Genomic DNA, 24,561 nt, shown 5'->3' with positions numbered 1-24,561 from the left:
CTTTATCTCAGTCTCTTTAGTGGCCGTAGCGTTGTTGCCATTCGGCTTCAAGCGCCGTTTGCCAACTTGGATGTGGCTCGGCGATTGATTTAAACAGCTGAGTTTTCTTAGCGCTGCCACTTAAGAACTCATTTTGTAATACCGATGGATCTCCCCAAATGGAAAGATCTCCTTTACGAGATTGTGCTTCCGGACTGAGTAAGAAATTGATCGCAACCAATGCGCCTTCTTTGGCGCTCGCATTCCAAGGAATGGCGAGAAAATGAATGTTAGAAAGAGCCCCTGTTTCAAACGCGTAGGAGCGGGTAGAGGCCGCTAGCGTTCCATTTGCTTGAGCGGAAAAAACAGCATTGGGGTTAAAGTTGATGGAAAGATCAAGCTGACCATCATCAAGCAATTGCAGCATTTGAGCGGAACCGCTGGGAAACTGCTTGCCTTGACGCCAGGCCACAGGATGAAATTCATCAAGATAGCGCCAAAGAGGCGCTGTCACTATGGCAAAATTTTGTTCATCCACAGGCTTAGACAGGGCAACATCGTTCTCTGTTAGTTCAATCAATAAGGCTTTAAGGAAACTGGTGCCATGAAACTCAGGAGGACGAGGGTAACTAACACGATTCGGAAACGCCTTTGCGTAGCTCAACATTTCTGAAAATGAACGGGGTGGGTTATTGAGCTTTTCCTGATCGTAAATAAACACCAGTTGTCCTACACCCCAAGGCGCTTCAAGGCCAAGAGTCGGCTCTGAAAAATCTTGATCGATCGGCAGTGAGGAATCAACATATTGCCAGTTAGGTAAACGCTCCGTAAATGGGCCATACAATAAACCATTATTTTTCATGGACTTAAAGTTTTCACCATTAATCCATACTAGATCGACACTGCCATTATTATTTTTAGCGGCCGCCTTTTCTGCAATAAGCCGTGTTGTTGTCTCGGCAATATCGGTCACTTTCACCTGTTTTAACTCGATACCGTAGCGATCTTGAAGCTCGTTGCCTGCCCAGCGAATGTACTCATTAATCTCTTGGCTTCCTCCCCACGCGTGAAAGTAAACGGTTTGTCCTTTAGCTGCATCTGTGGTTTGTTGCCAAGTTTGCGCTGACGCGGAAAGTGCGAAGGCACACGTGCAGAGTAAGGTGATGAGCTTTTTCATAATTATCCTTAAAGATCGCTTTATTCAGTGACTTAGTGAATAGACCGGAGATATTTCCATGTTCATTCATTATGAACGAAAAAAAACAAAAGATCTGAATTGGTAAGAAAAAGCAGAAGTCGCAGATAGGTGAATGATGTGTGAGGTGGTCTACGGAAATGGCAGCCTGATGGAAAAGACTGCCATGAGAAGAATGACTGAAATTAATTTACCCAATCACGCAAAGTAAAGGTGAGCGTGTGAACCTCATTTTTAAGCGTTAGGCTATCTTTAGTCAGGTTGATCTCGCTCCAATCTGACAATGTTTGAGAAAACGCCTGCTCGGTATCCATGACATCACCGATACACATCATCATGGTCATGCCCATTTTTTCGATGCGGAATTGGTTGTCTTTTAGCTCGGCTTGCCCAAAAAAGTTATTGCAACCTGCGTTACCGCTAGCCATCATCTTTTCGCCGATTTCTAATCGCGGTGCTTTTTGTTTGTCATTATTGACCACGTCCTTGCCATCAATTTGCACTAGTTGCCAATTGTGATGCTGCAAATCTTGAGCGGTAATGCTTTCTACATCACCATTACTTGCACAGGCACTCACCAATACAGGTAGAGAAATTGCGGCTAGCCATTTTTTTGAACTAAACTTCATCGTATTAGACCCCAGAATTTGGAAAACGCGCACAGTATATAAAATTGAGTACTGTTTTTGTCAGTATAAGGTGATTGTTTTATATGCGTCACAGTTTGCAATCAGGAAGTGACACACGTTACTCTTATGTGGCGGACATTAAATTGGAAAAATAATTGAGTAACCATGGAGCAACTCGAATTTTTTAAAGTGCTGAGCCCTTGTATCGGTGTATGTTCAGTTGATGACAAAGGTTATTGCCAAGGCTGTATGCGTAAAAGGGAAGAGCGTTTTAACTGGCTCTCAATGACTGCTGCGCAGCAACTGCATGTCATAAAATTATGCCAACAGCGCTATAAGCGGAAAAAACAGAAACAACAAGCGCAAAACAAAGCAGATTCCGAGCCAGAAACGAACCCGCAGCGCGATCTGTTTTAATCAATTACTTCATTCCCCAAAAATCACTGACCCAACCACCAGCATGTTCATCAAAATGATTACCGTGAAAACGTTTATTCACATCGGGTTGTTCCATGTTGGGTTTTTCTGTCAGAAGCTGTTGAATATAGTTCGCCATTGGATCCGTACGTTGGTGCCGCGTTACAACATCTTTTATCAGTTGTAATCGATAAGTGGAACTTGCGCGTTTCATTTCTATAACCTCCATTGTTGTGGTAACCAATAGAAAAAATAGAAGCGATCCAGTACAGCGTCAATCAAAGATCTGCTTAAAATTTGCTCAATTTTATGATTAAAAATTAACCGCCTGATTTGGCTCGATTAAAGCTCTTTAAGCCATAGAATCTATTTAAAGAGAGATCGCTCTCGAAATTTTGTGATTGCTTTTTAGTGTTGCAACCGAATGAGCGACCCCATCACATAAACATATTTATAAAATCAATAATATCCACTCTGTTTTAATGAAAGCCTGTTTATACGTATGAGTATGTTATGAAACTAAAAATTGTTACTAGCGCAATACTTGCTTCTATTGCCGCTTCTTCTTTCGCTGCTGATGGCGATATTCATCAGGTTACCATTCTTGGTACTTCCGATATTCACGGGCATTTTATGCCATGGGATTATGCTGCTGACAAACTGAATATGCAGGGGAGCCTAAGTCAAATCGCCACCAAGGTTAAACAGATACGAGAGCAAGATAAAAACGTTATTTTAGTGGATGCGGGAGATACGATTCAGGGAAACTTTGTTGAAACGTTTAAGCATGAAGCCGTAGACCCTATGATGCTCGGTTTTAATGAGATGAACTACGATGTTTGGGTGCTGGGTAACCATGAGTTTGATTTTGGTTTATCGGTATTAAATCGCTCCCTGACTCAATTTAAAGGCCGAGCGTTAGCCGGGAATATTCAGAGGCCCGATGGCAATCCATTCTTACCCGCCGCAACAATTATTGAAAAAAATGGCGTCAAGATCGGTATCATTGGAATGGATACTCCGATGACACAAGTGTTTGCTGAAGGCACTAATCGCCTTGAAGGCATGAGCTTCACTAACCCAACACTTGAAGTGAAAAAAGTGATTGGGCAGATAAAAAATGATGTCGATGCGATCGTTTTGGTTGCGCACATGGGGCTGGATAACGAAAACGACATCAAAGATACGGGCGTATCTGATATTGCCAATGCTAACCCAGAAATCGATGCCATTGTTGCTGGCCACATGCACACTAAAATTGATAAAGCGACGGTAAACGGTGTCATCATTACCGAGCCTGACAAATATGGACGCGTTTTATCTCGAATCGATTTCCAATTTGAAGAAAAGGATGGCAAATACACGCTCGTTCATAAAGACAGCTTCACTTACCCTATAAAAGGTGTTGATTCTGATTCGAAAATGGAAACGCTGTACGCACCTTATCATCAACGCTTACGAGAAAATGCCAATCGCGAAATTGCGATACTTGACGGAGTCGACTTGGTTCCTGATGATGAAATACGCGGTATCCCTCAAGTGCATATTCAAGATACCGGCATCAGTGCGCTGTTTCAGGAAGCCAGTTTTTTCTACGCGCCAAAAGCAAACGTGATCGCACTGCAAATTGATAATGACCAAGCTCAACTTGATACTGGCCCAATCAAAGCAAAAGATATCGCGTTTAACTATCAATATGCTGGTGGTGAAATTACGGTTTACCAAATGACGGGTAAAGAGCTGCGCACCTACATGGAATGGGCCGCTGGGTATTTCAATTCCGTCTTGCCAGGCGATGTGACTTATAGCTTTGATCCAAAGCGGCGCGCATCGAAATACTCAACCAATGATTTTTTTGCGGGTGTCACTTACACCATTGATCTTACTCAACCTGCGGGTAAGCGAATTAAAGATCTGCGTTTTGCTGGTGGACAACCGATTGATGATACTAGTGATATTCGGTTGGGTATGAATAGTTACCGAATGGGGCATTTGACGCAGAAAGGGGGTAGCCTTGAAGGGCGGTCATTCCCGATTATTTTTGACTCGGAAGCGGAATATGGCGAAGAGGAAGGAACTATTAGAAACCTAACGATCCGCTATCTCACCCAAGAGAAGCAAGGCCGCTACGAAGGGAAACCAATGCAACGTTGGAAGCTGGAAGGTTTGCAAGGGTATGAATCGGAACGTGCCATCGTGAAAGCTCTAATTAATAGTGGCCAAATTGATGTACCAAGTAGTGATGATGGGCGTTATAGCAATATCGCCTCGATCAATGTTAAAGCACTACTTTTTACCAATAAGGCCGCGGCTGAAGAGGCGATCAATGCGCGTATTTTGCAAAGTAGCCAAGCTTCTGATGCTGAAAAACAGCGTATCAATCGAGAGATTGTATTGCTCAAGGCATTGAATGCTAATGTTTTAGATTAGCTAAAGTTTTAAATTAACGGTTAAGGCTCTGGCCAAAAGTCAGAGCCTACTACTTTAACGACTAACTCATCAATAACCAGAATCCAACACCTATCATCAATGAGCCTGAAATACGGTTCATTAGACGCACATTTTTTGAATGCCCTAGAGCTCGTTTTAACCCCTTGCCACCTGTTGCGTAAAGTGTCATGCAGACAAATTCTGAGACCATAATAATGGACACCAGCAGTAATAGTTGAGGTGCAAGTGGTGCTTCACTATTAATAAAAGGCGGAAGTAGGGAGATCATAAACGCCCAGCCTTTAGGGTTAGCAATCGCGGTCACAAAACCTTGCATGACAAGATCCCAGTCTTTGTTATGGGGAGTGACTTGTGAGTCGCTACTGAGGGCAAGCTTGCCTTTTGAGCGCCACATCTGAATGCCTATATAGCCAAGATAGATGGCACCGATGGTTTTGAATCCGGTAAAGAGCCAAGGGTAATTGAGCATAATCGAAGCCATCCCCAAAACGGCTGCGATGGAAACGAACGCCACACCGACGATCTCTCCCATCATCATCCATAAAGTTCGGCGATAACCAATACTCATCCCAAGACTCAGTGCCAATGTCATGCACATACCTGGAGTAATCGAAACAAAAAAGAATGTTGGTATAAATGCCAGAAGTAAAGTACTGCTCATTAATCAATCCGTGTTGAGAGACAAGAGCTCTAGCATACACATTAATTACAATCTTCACTATTTCACTTTGCTGTGCAATTGACGACAGTGCTACTTACGGATTGAAACCAATAAAGATGACCGTTTGGGATGATGAAGCATAGATAGGATGCACAGAGATGAAAAAAGCCGCATTGCTGCAGCTCTTTCGTTGTTATGGCTTACTTCTTACGATTTTTTAGTCGATTCATCATGTTCAAACGACGTTCTGCTGAGGCTTGATCTGGCTTTTCGTCATTTGGGTTGTTACGACGGCCTTGGCGATCTTTGTACGCCGCTTTTGTGTGAAGTTTTTCAATGTAGGCATCACGCTGTTTAGGCTCATAACCAGGCTGTTCAACACGGCGGATGCGTTGCTGGATAAGGTTTTCAACCTGAACAACAGTCAACTCTTCTTCGCGGCTGACAAATGAGACAGCATGTCCCTGTTTGCCAGCACGACCAGTACGACCTATGCGGTGTACATAATCTTCGGCGAGAAATGGCATGTCATAGTTAACCACGTGCGGCAGGTCGACGATATCTAAACCACGTGCAGCCACATCGGTCGCAACCATGACACGCACTTTGCCTTCTTTAAATTCTTCAAGAGCGCGTCGACGTGCACTTTGTGCTTTATCGCCATGACACAGCACGGCCTTGATGCCATCCAGTTTCAGCTCTTTAACCACGTCATTAGCCGTCTCTTTATAGTTCACAAACACTAAGACTTGTTGCCAATTTTTGCGGCCAATCAGTTCAGATAGCAGTTCCGTTTTACGCTCTTGATCGACAGGGTAAACCACATGCGCCACTGTTGCGGCCGTGGTATTGGCACGATCAGCATTAATGCGTTTGGGTTTGCGTAAAATATCGCCCGCCAGTTGGTTAAGCTGAGTGGATGTAGTGGCCGAGAACATCATGATTTGCGGTGAGGTTTCTACTTCCAGCATGATTTTACGCACGGGATTGATGAATCCCATATCTAAAATTCGATCTGCTTCGTCGAAAACCAAAAACTCAAGGTTGGCGAGTGAAACATTACCTTCACTTAAATGCTCTTCTAGTCGGCCAGGGGTCGCGACCAAAATGTCCACACCCATTTCAAGCTGACGAACTTGAGAAGACATTTTATTTCCACCGTAAACAGCAGCGACACTGAGTTTGGTGTACTTGACGTAGTCTTTAATGTTCTGGGCAATTTGCGCCACTAATTCACGCGTGGGTGCCAAAATTAAGCCTCGCGCTGTTTTAGGCGAAGGTTGCTTGCCGCTATCTAACAGATGTTGAATAACGGGCAGTGCGAATGCTGCGGTTTTGCCTGTGCCAGTTTGCGCCGTTGCAAAAATATCATGCCCTTTACGAGCCTCGGGAATGGCTTGTCGCTGAATGGGGGTAAGTTTTTCATAGCCGCATTCAGTAAGCGCTTTAACAAGTTCAGGTGCAAAACCTTGAGATGAAAATGACATTTAACGGGTTCCTTAAGCAGACAGCCTACAGTTCTTAATTTTAGCCGTGCACTATATAGGATTTAGAGTGATTTATCTCACGTTTATCGTGATCAGTGATAAATTTCCTACATTATTGACCAATTGTATTTGAGTTCACAAATGAGATGAATTGGTGATTCATAGCGGTTGCCTATCTTTCTATTATGTTTTTACTTCAGAAGCCGATAATAAATGGTAGACTCTCAACACTTGCGTAGCATCATGCTGACGCAGAAGTAATTAACCTTGATAAAGGATGCATAGACGCCATGGACAATGCAGATTTTGTACAGAAACGGCAATATTACCGCTTAAAGTATCCAAAGCGGGCGAGACCTACCGTAAAAATTGATGATCAGCTATTCCATGTCTGTGAAATATCAGAGCAAGGCATTCGTATTTCAATGCCGAGAGTGACTACCTTATATTGTGGTCTATCAATGTCTGGTACGGTGCAGCTACGCAGCAACAATACAGTCAAAATTGCAGGTCAAGTACTGCGCTTTCAACAAGATGAAGTCGTGGTTCAACTATCCAATGGTCCTGCTTTTAAGCACATGGTTGAAGAACAGCGTTATATTCGCCAAAGATACCCGTCTTACTTCTCGTCTTTACGTTCTGCTTAAATCAAAAACTGTCTGCGTTGAAACGAGCGGTGCGTGCTTCTGCGATTGTGCAGTGCGTGATGTGCATAAGTTCGGCGAGAGTGATTGATGGGTTTTGTTTAACAAGCCTTACCAACTTGGCTGATTTGGGTTCAAGCTGTTCCTGATATTCTGCCAGTTTGTCTTTGAGTCTCGTTATTAAAAATTGCATGACCAGTGAATCAAGTTCTCTGAGCCGATTTGCCAATAATTCAAGTTGCGTTATCTCACCACTGATTTGCCAATTTCTGGAACGTCGTATTCGTTTCAGGTCGCACTGATATTCTCTCGCCAGCATTTTTGCTTTTTTCGCATTTTCTCCACCAAGCCGATGAATCAATGAGGGGAGGGAAATCGTGATGATCATAATAGCCATGTTCTTGTTTGAATGACTTTCCGTTATAACACGGTCTTATAAAACGGTGAAACCCCGATAGTTGGTAGCTATCGGGGTTTCGAATTTTTAGATTTCTCGGATGGTAAGGCCGATAGTCTTTATGCAAAAGGTTGGATTTTATCCAACTAATTCCTTGGTAGGAAATTAGATGCGGATGAAGTCCATGTGCTCAACTTTTGGCTTGAACACGTGACGTTGAACGTCTTGTGGCTTAACTTTTACTTCTGCGCCATCAATTACTAGAGTAATTGCTTCGTAGAATTCTGGTTTGTCCATTTGGTTGATCACGTCAGAATGATCCAGTGCGATAGCAACTGGCGCTGCTTCACCACCGTAAACAACTGCTGGGAATTGGCCCGCGTGACGTAGGCGGCGGCTCGCACCTTTACCTAGTTCAGTACGTACTACTGCTTCGAATTTCATAGTTTTTACACTCAAATTAGTAAAAATAAACTTCACATCTGCAATGCGACCTTGCTGATGTGGTATAGCTTTGATAGTGAATCAATGATTACTAACAAAACGAGCGCGGATACTAGCACTCTATCTAAGATGGGGCAATAGAAAATCCCTTGCAGCATCGATTTATTGCAGTGTTACGAAGGACCGTGACAGTCTTTATTGCTTAATGTCGAGTTCGATTTCGTCCATTAAACCGAACGAAAAGTTAGCACCGCTTTTAACCCCCCCATGGTGCTAGTCGATAGGGTTAGCGTACCGCGATAACTGTGCGCCATTTCACTGACAATATTCAACCCAAGCCCAGATCCAGAGGTTGTTTCGTCTAAGCGCACGCCACGTTGTACCGCTTTAGCCAGATCTTGCTCAGCAATACCTGGGCCATCGTCTTCAATGTGGATTTCTACCCAGCCTTCTTCTCGATTTTTTGCGTGAACTCGAACCAAAGAAGCTGCCCATTTGTAGCTATTTTCCAGTAGGTTGCCGAGCATCTCGTCGAGATCGGTTGGGTCAACGGCAACCTCTAGATCAGAATCCAACTCATTAACTAACGTGATTTCACGCTGTGCGTAAATTTTGTCAAATGCCATAGAAATAGCATCTACCCGTTCGCTTGGATTGGCTTTTACCGCAAGAATATTCATTGAGCCAGCCATGCGCGCGCGGCCTAGATGGTAGTCAATCTGCTTTTGTAACTGTTCAATCGGTGTTCTGAGTTTCTGCTGTTGTGCGAAATCAAGATGATCGATCTCATTGCGCAGTACAGAAATCGGCGTTTTTAAAGCGTGAGAGAGATTGCCTGCATGATTACGTGCACGTTCAAGCAATTCTTGATAGTGGAATAACAGTGCATTCAAATCATTGACTAACGGAAAGACTTCTTTTGGGTACTCGTCACTGAGACTGGCTTGTTGACCTTTGCGCAATGCGGCCAGCTCTTTTTGCATTTTCCCTAACGGCCGTAATGACCAACTGACTTGCAAGCCAATCAGCACCAATACACCACTGAAGAGCAGACCTAGTATCATCCACAATTGGCTAATTACGCTGTTTAAAGTGTCTTGTAATGGCGCTTCATCAAGACCGATGGTAATGGTGATAGGAGAAGGGAAATCTGGTAAGTAGATGATTTGTTCAATGACGATCAGTTTTTCATCTCTTGCGCCTTTGACGATGTTTTTCAAGCCATGTTTTTCGCTGATAAGGCGCTTATCCCACAATGAGCGAGAACGAAGCGATTGATCATGGCTTGAGGCCGTCCAATAAAGGCCGCTGTAGGGTTGGCTAAAACGAGGGTCGGAAAGGCGCGACGACAGTACTAGATTCCCTTGCGGTGTCGCTTCCAAGTTCGCCGTGATTTCATCCATCGCTAAACGTAGCTGACTTTGCACATCATTGACTAGGTAGTCTTTGATCAGTGTGGGAATGCCAATTCCCGCCGCTAAAATCATGGTACCTAACCAAAACGTTGCCGCGAGCAGTAAACGACTTTTTAAACTGAGGCGCTTTAAGGCCGAGGTTTTATTTTGCATTAAGCTGGTATCCCAGTCCTCTCACGGTTTTGATAATGTTGTTATTGATTTTTTTACGGATGCGGCCAATAAACACTTCGATGGTGTTGGAGTCTCTATCGAAATCTTGTTTGTAGATGTGTTCCACCAGTTCAGTCCGTGAAATGACTTTGTCGGCATTGTGCATGAAGTAGGCAACCACTTTGTATTCCAGTGCCGTCAAGCTCACCGCTTGACCTTGCCACATCACTTTAGAGGTTCGAGTATCAAGGCTTAAGTCACCGATTTGCATCACAGGGGAAGCGTTACCTGATGCTCGGCGCAGTTGTGCGCGGATACGAGCGGTTAATTCCACCATCTCAAATGGTTTGGTGAGGTAATCATCTGCTCCTGCATTTAAGCCCTCGACTCGTTGAGTCAAACCGTCTCTTGCACTGAGGATCACAATGGGCGTATTAATGTTTTCATCTCGAATGCCTTTCAATACGGTGAGCCCATCGAGCTTGGGTAAACCGAGGTCGAGCACAATCACATCCCACTCTTCTGATGTAGCGCGATAGAGTGCATCAATGCCATCTTGTGATAATTCAGGCACCCAGCCGGTCTGTTCAAGCGCTTCTACAATTTGTTCCCCAAGACGAGGATCGTCTTCGACTACCAATATTTTCATGGTTATTCTCTATTTTTTGATGATGTCGCGTAGGTTCCTGCCACGAATAGCCATTAGTTCTAATGTGCTTGCATTATATTCTACGCGGATAACTCGGTTGTCATGCATCAGTTTTAATTCGTAGACCCATTCACCATCATCTTCATCTAACTCTACCTTGATAACTCGGCCATTGAGTTCTTTATCTATCGTGGCATAAAGCTCAGACAATGGATGAATTAAACCTTTTTGAACTGCCGCGTAGACCTCGTCTTGATCCTCATCAATCTCTACCTTGGTTCCTGGCTTATAAGTGTCTTGAACCCAATCGTGTACATCACTGCTCGCAGCTAAAGTGGGTAAGGATAATGATGAGAGCAGCAGTAAGTGTGCGAAAGCTTTACCCTTTTTGAACAACATGTTGCGCCCCCTGTAAATAAGATGAACAGAGTATAAATGACCTTACATGAATAGAAAGTGAATCATCGGTTTTGTAGCTCATCTTCAAAGATCTTATCGCGCATTTTCCAAAATCGTCCCACTTTTCGCGCAATGACAAATTGTGGTGGACGAAAACGGTGTTGATGAGCCACCACTTTGCTTGGTGAAGATTGATCAAAAGGGCGATGCTTATCGGCTAGGTGTGGTCGCACAAATTGGTCGTGGAACACCTGTTTCTGTTTCTTGGTGGTTAGTGGCCAAAATTCGTGGACTTGCGCATCGTTCTCACCACGATAGGTAACGCGCAGTTGCGCTTTTCCACTTGCATCTTTATGTACATTCAAATCCATTTCGATACATTCAAAAACCAATGCATCTTTGAGGTTGAGTGCTTCTTTGAGCTTTTTATCAGGGTCAACCAGTGTTGCGTCACATTCATGGCAGATACGTGCGGCGATATCGTTGTCAGCCCCACACTCACCGCAATATTTTGCTCTAAAACGGTAACCACAGTGTTCTCGTTCGCCACTTTCTTCGTCTGTAAAATAGCCTTGGCAACGTCGACCATAGTGTTCAAGCAAAAAACCAGCGGCATCGAGTTTACCCCAAAAGTTGTTATTAAAACCGCAGGCCGGACAGGGAATGGTAATAATTTCACTGTTGGGATCGGGCTTTGGCTCACCGACTTCTGGTTGATAAAGATCATAGTTATTGCCCGCATAATCCAATACCAAACATTCGGTTTTTCCTGCGGATAAGCGTAGCCCACGTCCGACAATTTGCTGATATAAACTGATGGACTCGGTGGGGCGTAAAATCGCAATCAGGTCAACATGCGGAGCATCAAAACCTGTGGTCAATACCGACACGTTAACTAAGAATTTGATTTGGCGCTGTTTAAACTGCTTGATGATGGTGTCGCGCTCAGGGGTCGGAGTGTCACCAATGACGATGGCAGTTTCGTTATTGGGCAGTAATTGCACAATTTCTTGGGCGTGGCGAACGGTGGCCGCAAAGATCATTACTCCCTGTTTTTGCTGTGCTAGTTGGATGATTTGTTGAACAATCTGTGGTGTGGCACGTTTCGATTGCTCAATCACCATGTCGAGTTCGGCTTCTTTGTAGCGCCCGGTATTGGCGGGTTTTAGCTGCGAAAAATCGTAACTGAGCACGGGGGCATCAACCATTCGCGCTGGCGTTAAAAAAGCTTCATCGAGCAGATAACGGATCGGTAGCTCAAAAATACAGTCACGGAAGAAGCGAGGCTCCTCACTGCGCACTTGGCCGCGAGTGTGGTATTGATAAATCCAGCCCATGCCTAAACGATAAGGCGTAGCGGTTAACCCCAACACTTTAATTCCCGGGTTAAGCTCGCTTAAATGGGTGATCACCTTTTGATAGCTACTACTTTTCTCATCCGGTACGCGGTGGCATTCATCAATCACCAGTAATGAAAATTGATTTTTAAAGGCATCTAAATTGCGCACCACGGATTGTACCGAAGCAAAGACGACCTGTTGATCGGTCTCTTTTCGTCCTAAACCTGCCGCAAATACCGCGCCTTGCAAACCGTAGCCCTCGTATTTGGCATGGTTTTGTTCTACCAGTTCTTTCACGTGCGCTAGTACTAAGACTCGTCCTTTGGCAAGCCTTGCCAGCTCAGCAATGACCAAGCTTTTTCCTGCACCCGTCGGTAGTACAATTACGGCGGGCGTAGTGTGATGACGAAAATAGTGGATCACGGCTTTGACCGAGTCCGATTGATAAGGGCGAAGTGTGTACATAACTCGCGTTGTCTCTTGTTGAACGCTGGATAAAAACAGTGAAATAGATCAACTATTTCATTTTAGCTGCGTATAATACCTGACTTGATTTAGATGAGGTAATCATGCGGTTAGATAAATTTTTGTGTGATGCGTTAGGTGCGACACGTAAAGAAGCCACCAAGATCATCAAAAGTGGTGATGTCACAGTAAATGGTAAGACGCAAAAAAGTGGTTCATTGCAGGTGACGCAGGAGTGTGAGGTGGAGTGGCAAGGTCGTGAGTTAATCTTGCATGGCCCGCGCTATATCATGTTACACAAACCCGCTGGCTACGTTTGCTCACATGAAGACGGCTTCAATCATACGGCATTTATTTTGCTCGATGAAGTGAATGTTCAAGACTTGCATTTTGCAGGACGTTTGGATGTCGATACCACAGGTTTGGTTCTGATCACCGATGACGGCCAATGGTCTCATCGCATTACCTCGCCAAAACACAAATGCGACAAAACCTACCGTGTCTGGCTTGCCGACCCTATTGAAACGAACTATGTCGAACAATTCTTAACGGGTATTGAACTGCGTAATGAGCGTGAGCTAACCTTGCCTGCGCAATTGGAAGTTGTCGGTGAGAATGAATGTTTACTGACCATTCATGAAGGCAAATACCATCAAGTTAAACGCATGTTTGCTGCTTTAGGCAATAAAGTGGTTGGCCTTCACCGTGAGCGCATTGGTCATATTGTGTTAGATGAGGCACTAGAGCCCGGTGAATACCGTTATTTGACTGACCAAGAAGTGGCTTCTATTGGGGCTTGAACGGCCTAGCTTTACTGCAACTTCATTCCTTATTTATCTGGAGAACTATGACTTCATCTCAACCTGTTACAGCGAATAATACGCCGCACATTAGTTTTTTACTCTTCTTAGTATTAGGCGCGATTGGCGCATTAACGCCGCTGGCGATTGATATGTATCTGCCAGCCATGCCAGCGATTGCTAAAGATCTCGGTGTGAGTGCTGGAGCGGTACAAATGACGCTGACCGCTTATACCGCTGGTTTTGCGATAGGCCAACTATTGCATGGTCCTCTAGCCGACAGTTATGGCCGTCGCCCAGTGCTGCTGATCGGCGTATTACTGTTTGGTATTGCTGCCACTGTGAGTGCGACTACGCAAGGTATTGAAGCGTTAACGTATGTTCGCGCTGCGCAAGGTTTTGCTGGAGCAGCGGCGGCTGTGGTTATTCAAGCGGTGGTGCGTGATATGTTTGATCGCGAAGATTTTGCTCGCGCCATGTCTTTTGTCACCTTAGTGATGACTGTTGCTCCGTTAGCTGCGCCGATGATTGGCGGACACTTGGCCATTTGGTTTGGTTGGCGTTCGATATTTTGGGTGTTGGCTATTTTTGCCGCGGTGGTGATTGCTCTCGTGGTTTGGAAAATTCCAGAAACGCTCAGTGCAGAAAATCGTCAACCACTACGCTTTCGAAATACCATTCGCAACTATGTGCAGTTAAGCCGTAACCCAGTCGCGATGGGGCTTGTTTTTTCTGGTGCTTTCTCTTTTGCTGGTATGTTTGCCTTTTTGACCGCAGGCTCTTTTGTCTATATTGATATTTATGGAGTCGATCCTGATCAATTTGGTTACCTGTTTGGCCTCAATATCGTCGCGATGATTATCATGACCAGTTTAAATGGTCGAATGGTGAAACGAGTTGGTTCCCACGCCATGCTACGCTTTGGTTTGTTGATTCAGTTGTGCGCAGGTATCGGGCTATTTATCGCGTGGTTACTCAACCTTGGTTTATGGGGCATTGTGCCTTTTGTGGTGCTTTTTATTGGTACATTGTCAACGATAGGCAGTAATTCAATGGGATTATTGTTAAGTGGTTATCCGAAAATGGCGGGCACCGCTTCTTCACTGGCTGGAACGTTGCGTTTTGGCACAGGCTCAGTGGTTGCGGCGATTGTCGCGATGATGCCTAGTGATGTTGAGTGGCCGATGATTGTGGTCATGACGGCGTGCTCGGTACTTTCATCTCTTTTTTATTGGACATTAGGAAGAAAGGCGTAATGTCAGAGTATTACCTCGAAATTCAACGTGTAGTGAATACAGCGCTGCAAGAGTTAACAGCAGAACACCAAGCGAATAAGCTGGTGAATGCGCCTTTAGCTAATAATCACTTTTTGGTGCATTGGGTGAGTAAGGCATTGAAAGCACAACGATTTCATCGCTGTGTGGTGGATGATTTAAATCGTTGGCAGAAAGCTGGACGTTCGAAAGGCAACCAATCTGAATTACTGTTTATCTTCAAACGCATCTCAGCATTTTACGGTAAGTTTTTTGCGCAAGACGCGGATAACATCATTACCGATAAGAAAATTGACGCGTTTTTGGAATTCATGGAAGCGGCTCACTGGGAAGTGACAACATGTGATCCATTGGTGAATGAAGGCAAATTACAGCTTTTTACCGATGGGCAAAACTCATTGGCTTTGTGCGCAAATCAGTGTGAATCATGCTTTGATGGTGAACTGCTCGTGAAGCCGATGAACTGGTTTGTACGGGGCCATCATGCTGATTTCGTCGAAAAAGCCAGCAGTGCTGGCTTTATGGTGCATAAACGTACCGATTATAAGTCGAATGTGAAATATCATGGTGAGTATTTGATATACCCAAGCAACCATGGCGTGCAATTGGCTGAAATTCCATTAGGCTTTCCTATTGATTAGTATGAAATTGAAACCCAATAAGTTGCAGAGCTAGCGATTTCGCTAGCTCTTTTTTTGTGCCTTTTTGACGATGGCTTTGACCATGCCATTAAAAATAAAAAGGTGGGCAGGCATCATCGCGAACCAGTAAAGTAACCCTAAGAATCCTTTGGGGTGCCACCATGCGGTCACATTGAGTTCTCGCGTTTCGCCTAGATCTTTAATGGTAAATTCCAATCGCCCTAATCCAGGGCCTTTCATCCCAAAAAGAAGAGACAAAAACTGTTGAGGTTGGCAGCGGATCACTTTCCACGAATCAATAAAATCGCCAACTTGCAGTTCCGGGCCACAAGGGGAGCGGCGCACAGGTTTGCCACCACCGAATAAAAGATCGAGCCATTCGCGTGTACGCCATAGTGCATTGGCAAAAAAATAGCCTTCTTGGCGGCTTCCTATGGTTCGGATAACATCCCATAAAGCCTCAGCAGAAGCGCTGGTCTGAATCGTTGCTCCTGCCTGTTTAGGATAGTAGCCAAAACCGGGTTGCCAACGCTGTAGGGCACTTGGATCAAATCCCCACACCTGCGAGCGTGTAAATTCCCCTTCATGCTCGATTATTTTGGTGACAACGTCACGATAGGGGGTCAGTTTTTGGGGATAGCGTGCTTCAATGGCTTGTGAGTCGGCAATGTAATCATGATCTAAACCGGCAAGTAGTGCTCTGCCAATATTAGAGGGGACGGAGGTGATAAGACCTAGCCAGTAAGAAGCCATTTTGGGGGTTAATAGTGGGGTAGACCATAACCGAAATGGTTTCTGCGTTGCCTGACAAATAATGGCAAATTGTTCGCGGTAGGAGAGGGTGTCAGGCCCACCGACTTCAAATAATTGGTGTGCAACGGGCTGCTCATTGGCTAATTCAAGTAGATAATGATTGAGGTTTTCCAGCGCTATCGGATTTGCTTTGGAATCAACCCATTTGGGAGTGATGAGCATCGGTAAGTTGTAAACAAAATCACGCATGATTTCAAATGCGGCTGATCCCGGTCCAAGAATGACACCGGCTCTTAATTCGGTCACTGGTACAGGACTTTTCCTAAGTAGATCGCCGGTCATTTTCCGTGCTTTGAGGTGCTCTGAGTTTCCGGTTTGTGGCTGAATCGCACTTAAGTAGATCAGGTGTTTGACCTGGCTAACCTCAAGGGCTTGTTTAACGTTTTCCGCTAACGACAATTCATAGTCGACGAAATCATGTCCTTGCGCCATACCGTGCACTAAAAAATAAACCAGTTCAAATTGTGGGATAAGCGCAAGTGTCGCCTCTTTATCGGTAAGGTCTAAATAACGCAAGGTAAGGTTGGGATGAGATATGGCACGTGAGGTTAAATAGTCAATGTGCCTAGCTGCGGCCGTTACTTGAAAACCTTGCGCTAATAGCAAAGGTAACAGTTGTGAGCCGACATAGCCTGATGCGCCGAGTACTAACACTTTTTTCATGACGGTCCCTTCAAATAAGATGGTTAGATTATGCTCACAGACGTATAATAGCGACTTCATTTTTCCTGTGCTATCAATGTGTTGAATTTGAGGTGATCGGTTGTCTGTTTTTTCGCAAATCGTGTTACATACAAGAGGCGATTTTTTCCGTCGCTTAATGGCTATCGCTCTGCCGATCACCTTGCAAAGTATTATGTTTTCTAGCCGTGGTCTAGTGGATGTTTTGATGCTAGGGCAATTAGGTGAGGCAGAAATTGCTGCGGTAGGCGTTGCCGCTAGAGCAACTTTTGTCACCACCATCATGCTAGTGGGCGTGACAACCGGAGGCGCACTTTTAACAGCTCAGTATTGGGGCGCAGGAAACAAACAGGGCGTGCGAGAAAGTACGGCACTTACGTGGTTAGTCGCTAACCTATTTGCTGTAATGACGGTGGCACTATTTTTACTGTTTCCAAGTCAAATTATGGCACTAACCACGGATTCCGAGACCGTTAATGCGCTAGGTAGCCAATATTTGATTATTACCTCACTCAGTATGTTTGCTGTAGCTTGCGTCAGTAGTATGGCGGTAGGGCTGCGAGCGATGCATAAACCGGGGCTCAGTACGTTTTTTAGCGGTATTGGTATTGTTTCAAACGTGTTTTTAAACTGGGTGCTGATTTTCGGCAAATTGGGTTTTCCCGCAATGGGAATCGAAGGTGCGGCGATTGCTACCGTGCTCAGTGGTTTTATTGAAGTCGCGTGTTTATACGGTTACCTCTATGCCAAGAAACATCTGTTAGCGTTTGGAATTGACGATATCCGAGCCATCATTGAATGGCCTACCATTTCTCGTTTTTTGAAGCTTTCGTTGCCAACCACCTTTAATTTCCTTGCATGGGCAGGCGGTTTATTTGTCTACCATGCCATCATGGGGCAAAGTGGTGTGCAAGGTTTAGCGGCGCTATCGGTGATGACGCCAGTAGAATCGATTTCATTGAGTTTACTGATTGGGATGTCGAATGCGGCTGCGGTTTTAGTCGGTAACCAACTTGGCGCTAAGCAGTACGATGCCGTTTATTATCAAGCCTTGGGCTTAACTATCATCAGCCTTCTTGTGGGCGTGGTTGTCGCTGCCGCTTTGTATGTGGTGCAGATCCCTATCCTGAACTCTTTCACCGCCTTGACGGATGAAACCCGTGCTTTATCTGAAGAGTTTATCGTGATACTGAGCCTTGGCATCATTTTACGTTCCATTCCAATGACTGTGATTGTTGGCGTGTTGCGAGCTGGCGGTGACGTAAAGTTTTGTCTTTATCAAGATTTAGTCGCGCAGTGGCTGATCGGTATTCCGTTAGCCGCATTTTGTGCGATTGTGCTTGGTGCTAAGCCTGAAGCCATCTATTTATTGTTTCTCGTTGAAGAGTTGATTAAATGGGGCGGTTCTCTTTATCGAATGAAAAGCAAGAAGTGGATGCGAAATTTGATTGAAAATTAGACACAACGCAGTTAGGTGGTGCAATTTGATGCACATAATGTGATCCGGTATCCAAAATGCTTTCTACTACAGGAGAATTAGTGTAGATTCACAATCCAATTTTAGTCGATTGCGAGCGATTTGATGTTACAGCTGACCAACCTGTGTAAAGGCTATCTAGATGGCGATGAATTTCATCCCGTGCTACAGGGGGCAGAGTTAACGTTAAACCGAGGCGACCAAATCGCATTGATGGGTGAAAGTGGTTCGGGTAAGAGTACATTACTCAACCTTATTGCCGGATTAGATATTGTCGATTCTGGCGAAATTTGGTTTCCAAGTTTTGCCATGCATGACACGTCAGAAAATAAGCGTACCGCTTATCGCCGAAATAACATTGGTCATATATTTCAGCAGTTTAATCTTCTTCCCACCCTCAATCTCGCGGATAATATTCGCTTTTGTCGTCAGTTGAAAGGAATGCCGGAAGACCAAGGTTTACTGCGTCAAATTCTTTCTTCGCTTGATTTAATGCCGTTGCTAGGCCGATACCCTGAAGAGGTTTCTGGTGGGCAGCAGCAGCGTGCTGCGATCGCGCGCTCCTTGTACATGGAGCCTAAGATTTTATTAGCAGATGAACCAACCGGTAGTCTTGATGAGCGTAATGCCGAGGCGGTGATGCGTTTATTGACGACCTTAACTCGCCAGCTGGATTGCACGTTATTATTGGTGACGCACAGTGAAAAAGTCGCGCAGCATATGGATGGTCGCGTACGTTTACAAGGAGGGTTGTTGCATGTTATGGCCCGTAGTTAAGGCGCTACTTGGTCATTATCGGCGTTATCCTTTACAAATCATTCTAGTATGGCTGGGTTTAACGCTTGGCGTTTCATTGTTGGTGGGAGTGACGGCCATCAACCAGCATGCTCGTCAAAGTTATGAACATGGCGAAAAGCTGTTTTCTAATCCATTACCTTATCGTATTCGTTCCAAGCATATTGCCAATAAAATCCCCCAAGGTTTCTATATTCAGTTGCGCCGTGATGGATTTTCTCAGTGCGCTCCTTTTGAAAACCATCGTTTGACGACAAAAAATGGCACGGATATTTCGCTGATTGGGCTTGATCCCGTCGCGATGTTGCCAACCAATAGCGGCCTTCCTCTATCTGAATTTTCGACATTATCATTGATGAATCCGCCGTATCCTATTTTGGTGAGTGTTGATCTCGCTCGTCTCCAAGGTTGGCAAACGGGTGATTTTATCGTGCTTGATGATGAATCAAAGTTAGGTCCTATTCAGATCGATCAACAAGATCTCATCAACGGCACACGCGTTATTGCGGATCTATCCTTGGTGCGAATGCTCAAGAAAAGTTCGGGCTTATCTGTTATTGCTTGTGGTGATATGCCGCCAGAGAAACTGAAAAGACTAAAAGATAATTTACCTAATGGTTTGACGCTAGTCCGTAGTTCTCGCACTGAGCTGGAATCACTCACGCGTGCTTTTCATCTCAATCTCAATGCAATGGGTATGTTGGCATTTTTGGTCGGGCTATTCATATTCTACCAAGCCATGTCTTTATCTTTAATCCAGCGTCAACCTTTAGTCGGGTTATTACGGCAAGCGGGCGTTTCTGGCTGGCAGCTTACCCAAGCATTGGTGATTGAGTTGTTTGGCATGGTCCTGCTTAGCTGGATATGCGGAAACGGATTGGGGTTATTATTGGCTAATCAACTTATTCCAGCGGTTTCAGCCAGTTTGGGTGACTTGTATGATGCTAATGTTGGTTTATCGATTAGCTGGAATTGGCAGTGGAGTAGTTACAGTTTAGCCATGGCGTTGATTGGTGCATTTGCGGCGTGCGCTTGGCCCCTCGTCCGGTTGCTAAAATCGCAGCCTATTCGTCTTTCGGCTCGTCTCTCTTTGCTTCGATTTGCTGGCACAGAATTTCGCCTGCAAGCCCTTGTTGCTTGCGCATTGACTGTCGCGGCGATTGCCGTGTATCAAGTTCCACAAACGCAACTTTCTGGTTTTGCAATTATTGCGTTGATGTTACTCAGTGTTGCGTTGTTTACGCCTTATCTTATTTGGACGCTGTTCAACAGTTTTTCCTATTCACTCGCTTGGGTAAAAGCGCGTTGGTTCTTTGCCGATGCAGCGGCCAGTATGAGCTATCGCGGTGTCGCAACTATGGCATTTATGATTGCTATGGCGGCGAATATTGGCATTGAAACCATGGTTGGTAGCTTTAGAGACACTACTGAAAAATGGTTAAACCAACGTTTAGCGGCCGATATTTATGTCTATCCTACCAACAGTTCAGCATCAAGAATGAGCAGTTGGTTGAAAGCGCAGCCTGAGGTCAATGATGTTTGGTGGCGTTGGGAAAAAGATTTCGCCACTGACAAAGGTGCATTGCAAGTGGTCAGCACAGGTATCTCGGATGGTGAGTTAGACTCGTTGACGGTTAAACTCGCTGTTCCTAACTATTGGTATGATTTACACCATTCAAAGAGTTTGATGATCAGTGAATCCATGGCGCTTAAATTAGGCATTAAGCCTGGTGATTTTATTGACCTTTCTGAGCCTTTGGGCCAAAAGTGGCAAGTCGTGGGAGTGTATTACGATTATGGTAACCCTTACCACCAAGTCTTATTGTCACACCAAAATTGGTTATTTGCGTTTGCCAGTACGGGAAATGTGGCGCTAGGAGTGGTTTTGCACGAAGGTGTGAATGACCAAGGATTAAAGAAGCGACTAGAATCGGTATTTAGGTTAGGCCCTGAGCGGATATTTGATAACAATCACATCCACACTCAAGCGATGCGGGTGTTTGACCGAACCTTTGCCATCGCCGATACGCTCGGGCGTATTACTTTGTTGATTGCCGTGTGTGGTATTTTCTTTGCTACGTTAGCCGGAGAGGTTTCCCGCCAGCGACACGTTTCGCTACTGCGTTGTTTGGGTGTTTCTGGTAAAGAGCTGGTGGTGATTGGCAGCTTGCAATTATGTGTTTTTGGGGCGATAGCGCTCGTGATTGCGATGCCGTTAGGGCTTGCACTCGCTCGTCTTGTGGTGGACATCGTGATTAAACAATCCTTTGGTTGGACAATCCAACTGCAGTTGATCCCCGGGGAGTATTTGAAAACGGCAGCATGGGCGATGGTGACCTTGATGTGCGCAGGTGCAATCCCGGTTATTCGTTTGGTCAGAAGGCCACCGATTAGCTCATTTAGAGACGCGTTATAAATGATGAAACGATACCTCGTACTTTTGTGCTCTTTGTTGATTGCTGTATTGTTCGGCCTCTATTCGTGGCACCAGTATTGGCAGGCACAGCAAACGATTTCAGAATATGCCGTTTCTGAAACAGCTTCTAAGCAAATGGATACATCATCAATATCGAAAGAGCACCCGTTCGAGTTCGTGCTTCCTAATCGCCCGGTACGACTTCCTCAAGATTTCAATTTTCATCAAGGTTTTGAACATGAGTGGTGGCATTACTTTGCGAATGTCAGTGATGAGCATGGGCAGCAATATGGGATCCAGTGGAGTTATTTTCGTCTCGCTAATGAAGCTCGAGATGCCAATGGATGGCTTAGTCCTCAGCTTTATCTTGCTTATGTGGTGATCTCTTCAAAGAATGAAGTCTGGCGTGAACAGCGGATTGCGCGGGGCGGAATTGGTCAAGCCGGCTTAGAATTAAAACCGTTTAAAATGTGGATTGATAATTGGAACTGGCGCGCACCGGGGACGACTCCATTTCCTGGAGTATTAGACGTAGCGATGGATACGTTTTCACTTTCATTAAAAAATAACCTCTCTGGGCCATTTGTATTACCTGGTCAGCAGGGATACCAAAAAAAGCATGATTCACTCTCTTTAGCCTCATATAGTCTCCAAGCACCGTTTTTGCAGGTCAAAGGTGTGCTCAACTTAGGTGTTAACTCTCAACCCATTCAAGTCACAGGTAATGCATGGCTGAGCAAGGAGTGGGGTAATAATCTACTGCCTAACGCTAAACAGGGATGGGATAAGTTGTTCGTTAAACTCGATAGCAAAACAACCTTATTGGTTAATCGCTATCGTTATTTTCAGCAAGAGCCCTATTTGTTTGGGGCAATTGTGAAAGATTCGGGCACCACGATCGCACTATCTGCTGATGAAATTGATTTAGTTCCTGTCGTTTCTGCCGCGTCGGAGAATGAGCGTGACATCCCGTTACAATGGGTGGTAAACATCCCTAAATATAATATTCATCTGGTGACGAAAGCGGTGAATCGCGATTTGTGGTCACCCTTTCTGATCCCTTATTGGGAAGGCCCCATTATCACCGATGGTAGTCATAAGGTGACGGGTTTCATGCAACTAACGAGCAACTAAGTTCAAATATTTGCGGAATCTAAAGGTCAAGTTGTTCTTGGCCTTTGTGTTTTTGTGAACCTTTTTTATTTTGTTGTAAAATTGTTATGCATGAAAACTAATCAACAATGGGAAAATAGTGAAAACCAAGGAATATACGTTGTATTGTTATGCTTGACTCGGAAATTCCGATTCTTAATATCTGAACAAGCGATTTTTACTTCTATCAGCTACTGTATAAACTCTGTCATATTCATTTGTTAATGGTTTATTAACATGCATAACTATAAGGACGATATCATGAGTGATGTGATTCGCGACTTTTTCAAGATGGAATCAGCAGGTGGTATTTTGCTGGTTATTGCTGCTGCAATTGCAATGATGATTGCTAACTCACCGCTAAATGATGTTTACCAATCTTTTTTACATTCCTACGTGTTTGGAATGTCAGTGTCGCATTGGATCAATGATGGCTTAATGGCCGTATTCTTTTTGTTGATTGGTTTAGAAGTCAAACGTGAATTGTTGGAAGGTGCTCTTAAATCCAAAGAAACGGCTATTTTCCCAGCCATTGCTGCCGTCGGCGGTATGCTTGCTCCAGCATTAATTTACGTGCTGTTTACGGCTGGTGATGCACAAGCGATTCAAGGTTGGGCGATCCCAGCGGCCACTGATATTGCGTTTGCGCTAGGTATTATGGCGCTATTGGGTAAACGTGTTCCGATCAGCTTAAAAGTGTTCTTGCTGGCGCTTGCGATTATTGATGACTTAGGGGTTGTGGTCATTATTGCGCTATTTTATAGCGGTGATCTTTCTACCATTGCGTTAACCGTCGGTTTCTTAATGACTGGTGTGCTTTTTATACTAAACAACAAGCATGTTACCAAAATCAGCCTTTACTTAATTGTCGGTGCGATTTTATGGTTTGCCGTACTTAAATCTGGTGTTCATGCAACCTTGGCTGGTGTAGTGATTGGTTTTGCTATTCCGCTGAAAGGTAATAAAGGCGAATATTCTCCGCTAAAACATCTTGAGCATGCGCTACACCCGTATGTCGCTTTTGGTATTCTGCCATTGTTCGCATTTGCCAATGCCGGGATTTCACTGGAAGGGATCTCCGTATCTAGCCTCACGTCAATGTTGCCTTTGGGCGTGGCTCTTGGCCTATTTATTGGTAAGCCATTGGGTATTTTTACCTTCAGTTGGGCTGCGGTGAAACTCGGTGTCGCTAAATTGCCTGAAGGGATCAATTTCAAGCATATTTTTGCCGTGTCAGTGCTATGTGGTATTGGCTTTACAATGTCGATTTTTATCTCGTCATTGGCTTTTGGACCGACCAATGCTGAATTTGATACGTTTGCACGGCTCGGTATATTAATGGGCTCGACCACTGCCGCGATTGTAGGCTATATATTGCTTCGTTTATCTTTGCCAAAAAACGCATAAGAATAATCAGCCCTCCGTAATACGAGGGCTGATTCATTTTATAAACTAACCATTTGATTTATCAATATTCTTAATCAATAGAAAATTTAAGTTTTTATCGATTTATTGAAAATTATTGCCAGCGTAATTATTTTTTGATATTTTTCGCACCAATCTCGGACAGTAGCTTCTGGGGGACACGCGTAATGACCATTCAGGCTGATTGTGACATTACGTAGGGTAGGTATCAGCAAGTCCTTTTGTTGATAGACGGGATACTCTTGCAGCGGGAGCTGCATGTGAATGGGAAACCCAACATTGAACTCATCATCACTTAACACACTGACGTTAATCAGCTTTGTACTTCCTCTATGCCCTGTGCTTGAAGACAGTTCTATCAC

The 24,561-nt window shown here is 44.6% G+C and carries 23 protein-coding genes; 11 read left to right on the top strand and 12 right to left on the bottom strand.

The genetic code is table 11. From position 1 onward, the window contains the following. Positions 1 to 16: 16 nt before the first annotated feature. Positions 17 to 1,156: an ABC transporter substrate-binding protein gene (locus DD616_RS12190; RefSeq protein WP_094127029.1), complete on the bottom strand. Its 1,140-nt coding sequence runs from the start codon at positions 1,154 to 1,156 to the stop codon at positions 17 to 19. A 203-nt stretch (positions 1,157 to 1,359) separates the two neighbouring features. Beyond that, positions 1,360 to 1,803, bottom strand: coding sequence for an META domain-containing protein (locus DD616_RS12185; RefSeq protein ID WP_026028018.1), 444 nt, complete (start codon positions 1,801 to 1,803; stop codon positions 1,360 to 1,362). A 165-nt stretch (positions 1,804 to 1,968) separates the two neighbouring features. On the opposite strand from DD616_RS12185, the gene DD616_RS12180 reads away from it, so the two are divergent. Beyond that, on the top strand, positions 1,969 to 2,220 hold the full coding sequence (locus DD616_RS12180; RefSeq protein WP_013857474.1) for a DUF1289 domain-containing protein: 252 nt from the start codon (positions 1,969 to 1,971) through the stop codon (positions 2,218 to 2,220). A gap of 4 nt (positions 2,221 to 2,224) precedes the next feature. On the opposite strand, the gene DD616_RS12175 is transcribed toward DD616_RS12180, so the two are convergent. Further along, complete coding sequence (locus tag DD616_RS12175) at positions 2,225 to 2,434, bottom strand: hypothetical protein (protein WP_026027723.1); 210 nt, start codon at positions 2,432 to 2,434, stop codon at positions 2,225 to 2,227. A 299-nt stretch (positions 2,435 to 2,733) separates the two neighbouring features. Here DD616_RS12175 and DD616_RS12170 point away from each other — a divergent pair, with 299 nt between their 5' ends. Further along, positions 2,734 to 4,650, top strand: coding sequence for a bifunctional metallophosphatase/5'-nucleotidase (locus tag DD616_RS12170; RefSeq protein ID WP_170907614.1), 1,917 nt, complete (start codon positions 2,734 to 2,736; stop codon positions 4,648 to 4,650). Between the two features lie 61 nt (positions 4,651 to 4,711). Here the strand turns inward: DD616_RS12170 and DD616_RS12165 are convergent, their stop codons facing one another. Then, positions 4,712 to 5,332 carry a LysE family translocator gene (locus DD616_RS12165; RefSeq protein WP_013857026.1) on the bottom strand — a complete coding sequence of 207 codons (621 nt, stop codon included), beginning with the start codon at positions 5,330 to 5,332 and terminating at the stop codon, positions 4,712 to 4,714. A gap of 200 nt (positions 5,333 to 5,532) precedes the next feature. After that, positions 5,533 to 6,819, bottom strand: a complete 1,287-nt coding sequence (locus DD616_RS12160) for a DEAD/DEAH box helicase (protein WP_094123731.1) — start codon at positions 6,817 to 6,819, stop codon at positions 5,533 to 5,535. Between the two features lie 290 nt (positions 6,820 to 7,109). On the opposite strand from DD616_RS12160, the gene DD616_RS12155 reads away from it, so the two are divergent. Continuing rightward, positions 7,110 to 7,466 carry a PilZ domain-containing protein gene (locus tag DD616_RS12155; protein WP_017046184.1) on the top strand — a complete coding sequence of 119 codons (357 nt, stop codon included), beginning with the start codon at positions 7,110 to 7,112 and terminating at the stop codon, positions 7,464 to 7,466. A 1-nt stretch (position 7,467) separates the two neighbouring features. On the opposite strand, the gene DD616_RS12150 is transcribed toward DD616_RS12155, so the two are convergent. The 6 genes from DD616_RS12150 to radD all read right to left on the bottom strand — a co-directional run bounded on the left by DD616_RS12150 (position 7,468) and on the right by radD (position 12,725). Continuing rightward, on the bottom strand, positions 7,468 to 7,860 hold the full coding sequence (locus DD616_RS12150) for a ribosome recycling factor family protein (RefSeq protein ID WP_017047699.1): 393 nt from the start codon (positions 7,858 to 7,860) through the stop codon (positions 7,468 to 7,470). A gap of 165 nt (positions 7,861 to 8,025) precedes the next feature. Then, positions 8,026 to 8,304, bottom strand: coding sequence for a 50S ribosomal protein L25 (gene rplY, locus DD616_RS12145; RefSeq protein WP_010318386.1), 279 nt, complete (start codon positions 8,302 to 8,304; stop codon positions 8,026 to 8,028). Between the two features lie 227 nt (positions 8,305 to 8,531). After that, positions 8,532 to 9,872, bottom strand: coding sequence for an ATP-binding protein (locus tag DD616_RS12140; RefSeq protein ID WP_064625082.1), 1,341 nt, complete (start codon positions 9,870 to 9,872; stop codon positions 8,532 to 8,534). Then, the gene (locus tag DD616_RS12135; protein WP_010318384.1) at positions 9,862 to 10,521 is read right to left on the bottom strand and encodes a response regulator transcription factor; all 660 of its coding nucleotides are present in this window, start codon (positions 10,519 to 10,521) and stop codon (positions 9,862 to 9,864) included. The genes DD616_RS12140 and DD616_RS12135 overlap by 11 nt, the downstream gene beginning before the upstream one ends. A gap of 9 nt (positions 10,522 to 10,530) precedes the next feature. Then, positions 10,531 to 10,920, bottom strand: coding sequence for a PepSY domain-containing protein (locus tag DD616_RS12130; protein ID WP_026028016.1), 390 nt, complete (start codon positions 10,918 to 10,920; stop codon positions 10,531 to 10,533). 62 nt (positions 10,921 to 10,982) lie between these two features. Further along, positions 10,983 to 12,725, bottom strand: coding sequence for a DNA repair helicase RadD (gene radD, locus DD616_RS12125; RefSeq protein ID WP_013857019.1), 1,743 nt, complete (start codon positions 12,723 to 12,725; stop codon positions 10,983 to 10,985). 104 nt (positions 12,726 to 12,829) lie between these two features. On the opposite strand from radD, the gene rsuA reads away from it, so the two are divergent. The 3 genes from rsuA to DD616_RS12110 are packed head-to-tail and all read left to right on the top strand — an operon-like array spanning position 12,830 to position 15,440. Then, positions 12,830 to 13,525 carry a 16S rRNA pseudouridine(516) synthase RsuA gene (gene rsuA, locus DD616_RS12120; RefSeq protein WP_094500009.1) on the top strand — a complete coding sequence of 232 codons (696 nt, stop codon included), beginning with the start codon at positions 12,830 to 12,832 and terminating at the stop codon, positions 13,523 to 13,525. A 47-nt stretch (positions 13,526 to 13,572) separates the two neighbouring features. Beyond that, complete coding sequence (locus tag DD616_RS12115) at positions 13,573 to 14,781, top strand: Bcr/CflA family multidrug efflux MFS transporter (protein ID WP_013857017.1); 1,209 nt, start codon at positions 13,573 to 13,575, stop codon at positions 14,779 to 14,781. Continuing rightward, positions 14,781 to 15,440: a DUF2913 family protein gene (locus DD616_RS12110; RefSeq protein WP_017049847.1), complete on the top strand. Its 660-nt coding sequence runs from the start codon at positions 14,781 to 14,783 to the stop codon at positions 15,438 to 15,440. Before DD616_RS12115 ends, DD616_RS12110 begins: the two co-directional genes overlap by 1 nt. Positions 15,441 to 15,482: 42 nt before the next feature. On the opposite strand, the gene DD616_RS12105 is transcribed toward DD616_RS12110, so the two are convergent. Continuing rightward, positions 15,483 to 16,976, bottom strand: coding sequence for a DUF2867 domain-containing protein (locus tag DD616_RS12105; RefSeq protein WP_194568710.1), 1,494 nt, complete (start codon positions 16,974 to 16,976; stop codon positions 15,483 to 15,485). A gap of 40 nt (positions 16,977 to 17,016) precedes the next feature. Between DD616_RS12105 and DD616_RS12100 the strand changes: the two genes are divergently transcribed. From DD616_RS12100 to nhaA, 5 genes are all read left to right on the top strand, one after another. Continuing rightward, the gene (locus DD616_RS12100) at positions 17,017 to 18,393 is read left to right on the top strand and encodes an MATE family efflux transporter (RefSeq protein ID WP_047689207.1); all 1,377 of its coding nucleotides are present in this window, start codon (positions 17,017 to 17,019) and stop codon (positions 18,391 to 18,393) included. A gap of 123 nt (positions 18,394 to 18,516) precedes the next feature. Continuing rightward, positions 18,517 to 19,188 (top strand): ABC transporter ATP-binding protein, encoded by a 672-nt coding sequence (locus DD616_RS12095; RefSeq protein WP_013857013.1) that lies wholly within the window; start codon positions 18,517 to 18,519, stop codon positions 19,186 to 19,188. Next, entirely contained in the window at positions 19,169 to 21,622 is a 2,454-nt protein-coding gene (locus tag DD616_RS12090) for an FtsX-like permease family protein (RefSeq protein ID WP_013857012.1), read from the top strand. The genes DD616_RS12095 and DD616_RS12090 overlap by 20 nt, the downstream gene beginning before the upstream one ends. Beyond that, positions 21,623 to 22,756: a lipocalin-like domain-containing protein gene (locus DD616_RS12085; RefSeq protein ID WP_208871732.1), complete on the top strand. Its 1,134-nt coding sequence runs from the start codon at positions 21,623 to 21,625 to the stop codon at positions 22,754 to 22,756. A 279-nt stretch (positions 22,757 to 23,035) separates the two neighbouring features. Further along, a complete protein-coding gene (nhaA, locus tag DD616_RS12080; RefSeq protein ID WP_170889147.1) occupies positions 23,036 to 24,181 on the top strand; it encodes a Na+/H+ antiporter NhaA in 1,146 nt (381 codons plus the stop codon). The last annotated feature ends 380 nt before the right edge of the window (positions 24,182 to 24,561 follow it).

This window comes from Vibrio anguillarum (genome assembly GCF_003390515.1).
Lineage (GTDB): Bacteria > Pseudomonadota > Gammaproteobacteria > Enterobacterales > Vibrionaceae > Vibrio > Vibrio anguillarum.
This window is presented reverse-complemented; position numbering and strand designations above follow the sequence as displayed.

Coding starts and splice junctions, on each gene's coding strand:
- DD616_RS12150 (WP_017047699.1), bottom strand. CDS start 7,860: ATGGCTATTATGATCATCACGATTTCCCTCCCCTCATTGATTCATCGG.
- DD616_RS12160 (WP_094123731.1), bottom strand. CDS start 6,819: ATGTCATTTTCATCTCAAGGTTTTGCACCTGAACTTGTTAAAGCGCTT.
- DD616_RS12140 (WP_064625082.1), bottom strand. CDS start 9,872: ATGCAAAATAAAACCTCGGCCTTAAAGCGCCTCAGTTTAAAAAGTCGT.
- DD616_RS12165 (WP_013857026.1), bottom strand. CDS start 5,332: ATGAGCAGTACTTTACTTCTGGCATTTATACCAACATTCTTTTTTGTT.
- DD616_RS12180 (WP_013857474.1), top strand. CDS start 1,969: ATGGAGCAACTCGAATTTTTTAAAGTGCTGAGCCCTTGTATCGGTGTA.
- nhaA (WP_170889147.1), top strand. CDS start 23,036: ATGAGTGATGTGATTCGCGACTTTTTCAAGATGGAATCAGCAGGTGGT.
- DD616_RS12155 (WP_017046184.1), top strand. CDS start 7,110: ATGGACAATGCAGATTTTGTACAGAAACGGCAATATTACCGCTTAAAG.
- DD616_RS12190 (WP_094127029.1), bottom strand. CDS start 1,156: ATGAAAAAGCTCATCACCTTACTCTGCACGTGTGCCTTCGCACTTTCC.
- rsuA (WP_094500009.1), top strand. CDS start 12,830: ATGCGGTTAGATAAATTTTTGTGTGATGCGTTAGGTGCGACACGTAAA.
- DD616_RS12110 (WP_017049847.1), top strand. CDS start 14,781: ATGTCAGAGTATTACCTCGAAATTCAACGTGTAGTGAATACAGCGCTG.
- DD616_RS12135 (WP_010318384.1), bottom strand. CDS start 10,521: ATGAAAATATTGGTAGTCGAAGACGATCCTCGTCTTGGGGAACAAATT.
- DD616_RS12185 (WP_026028018.1), bottom strand. CDS start 1,803: ATGAAGTTTAGTTCAAAAAAATGGCTAGCCGCAATTTCTCTACCTGTA.
- DD616_RS12175 (WP_026027723.1), bottom strand. CDS start 2,434: ATGAAACGCGCAAGTTCCACTTATCGATTACAACTGATAAAAGATGTT.
- DD616_RS12105 (WP_194568710.1), bottom strand. CDS start 16,976: ATGAAGTCGCTATTATACGTCTGTGAGCATAATCTAACCATCTTATTT.
- DD616_RS12115 (WP_013857017.1), top strand. CDS start 13,573: ATGACTTCATCTCAACCTGTTACAGCGAATAATACGCCGCACATTAGT.
- DD616_RS12095 (WP_013857013.1), top strand. CDS start 18,517: ATGTTACAGCTGACCAACCTGTGTAAAGGCTATCTAGATGGCGATGAA.
- DD616_RS12130 (WP_026028016.1), bottom strand. CDS start 10,920: ATGTTGTTCAAAAAGGGTAAAGCTTTCGCACACTTACTGCTGCTCTCA.
- rplY (WP_010318386.1), bottom strand. CDS start 8,304: ATGAAATTCGAAGCAGTAGTACGTACTGAACTAGGTAAAGGTGCGAGC.
- DD616_RS12170 (WP_170907614.1), top strand. CDS start 2,734: ATGAAACTAAAAATTGTTACTAGCGCAATACTTGCTTCTATTGCCGCT.
- DD616_RS12085 (WP_208871732.1), top strand. CDS start 21,623: ATGATGAAACGATACCTCGTACTTTTGTGCTCTTTGTTGATTGCTGTA.
- DD616_RS12090 (WP_013857012.1), top strand. CDS start 19,169: ATGTTATGGCCCGTAGTTAAGGCGCTACTTGGTCATTATCGGCGTTAT.
- radD (WP_013857019.1), bottom strand. CDS start 12,725: ATGTACACACTTCGCCCTTATCAATCGGACTCGGTCAAAGCCGTGATC.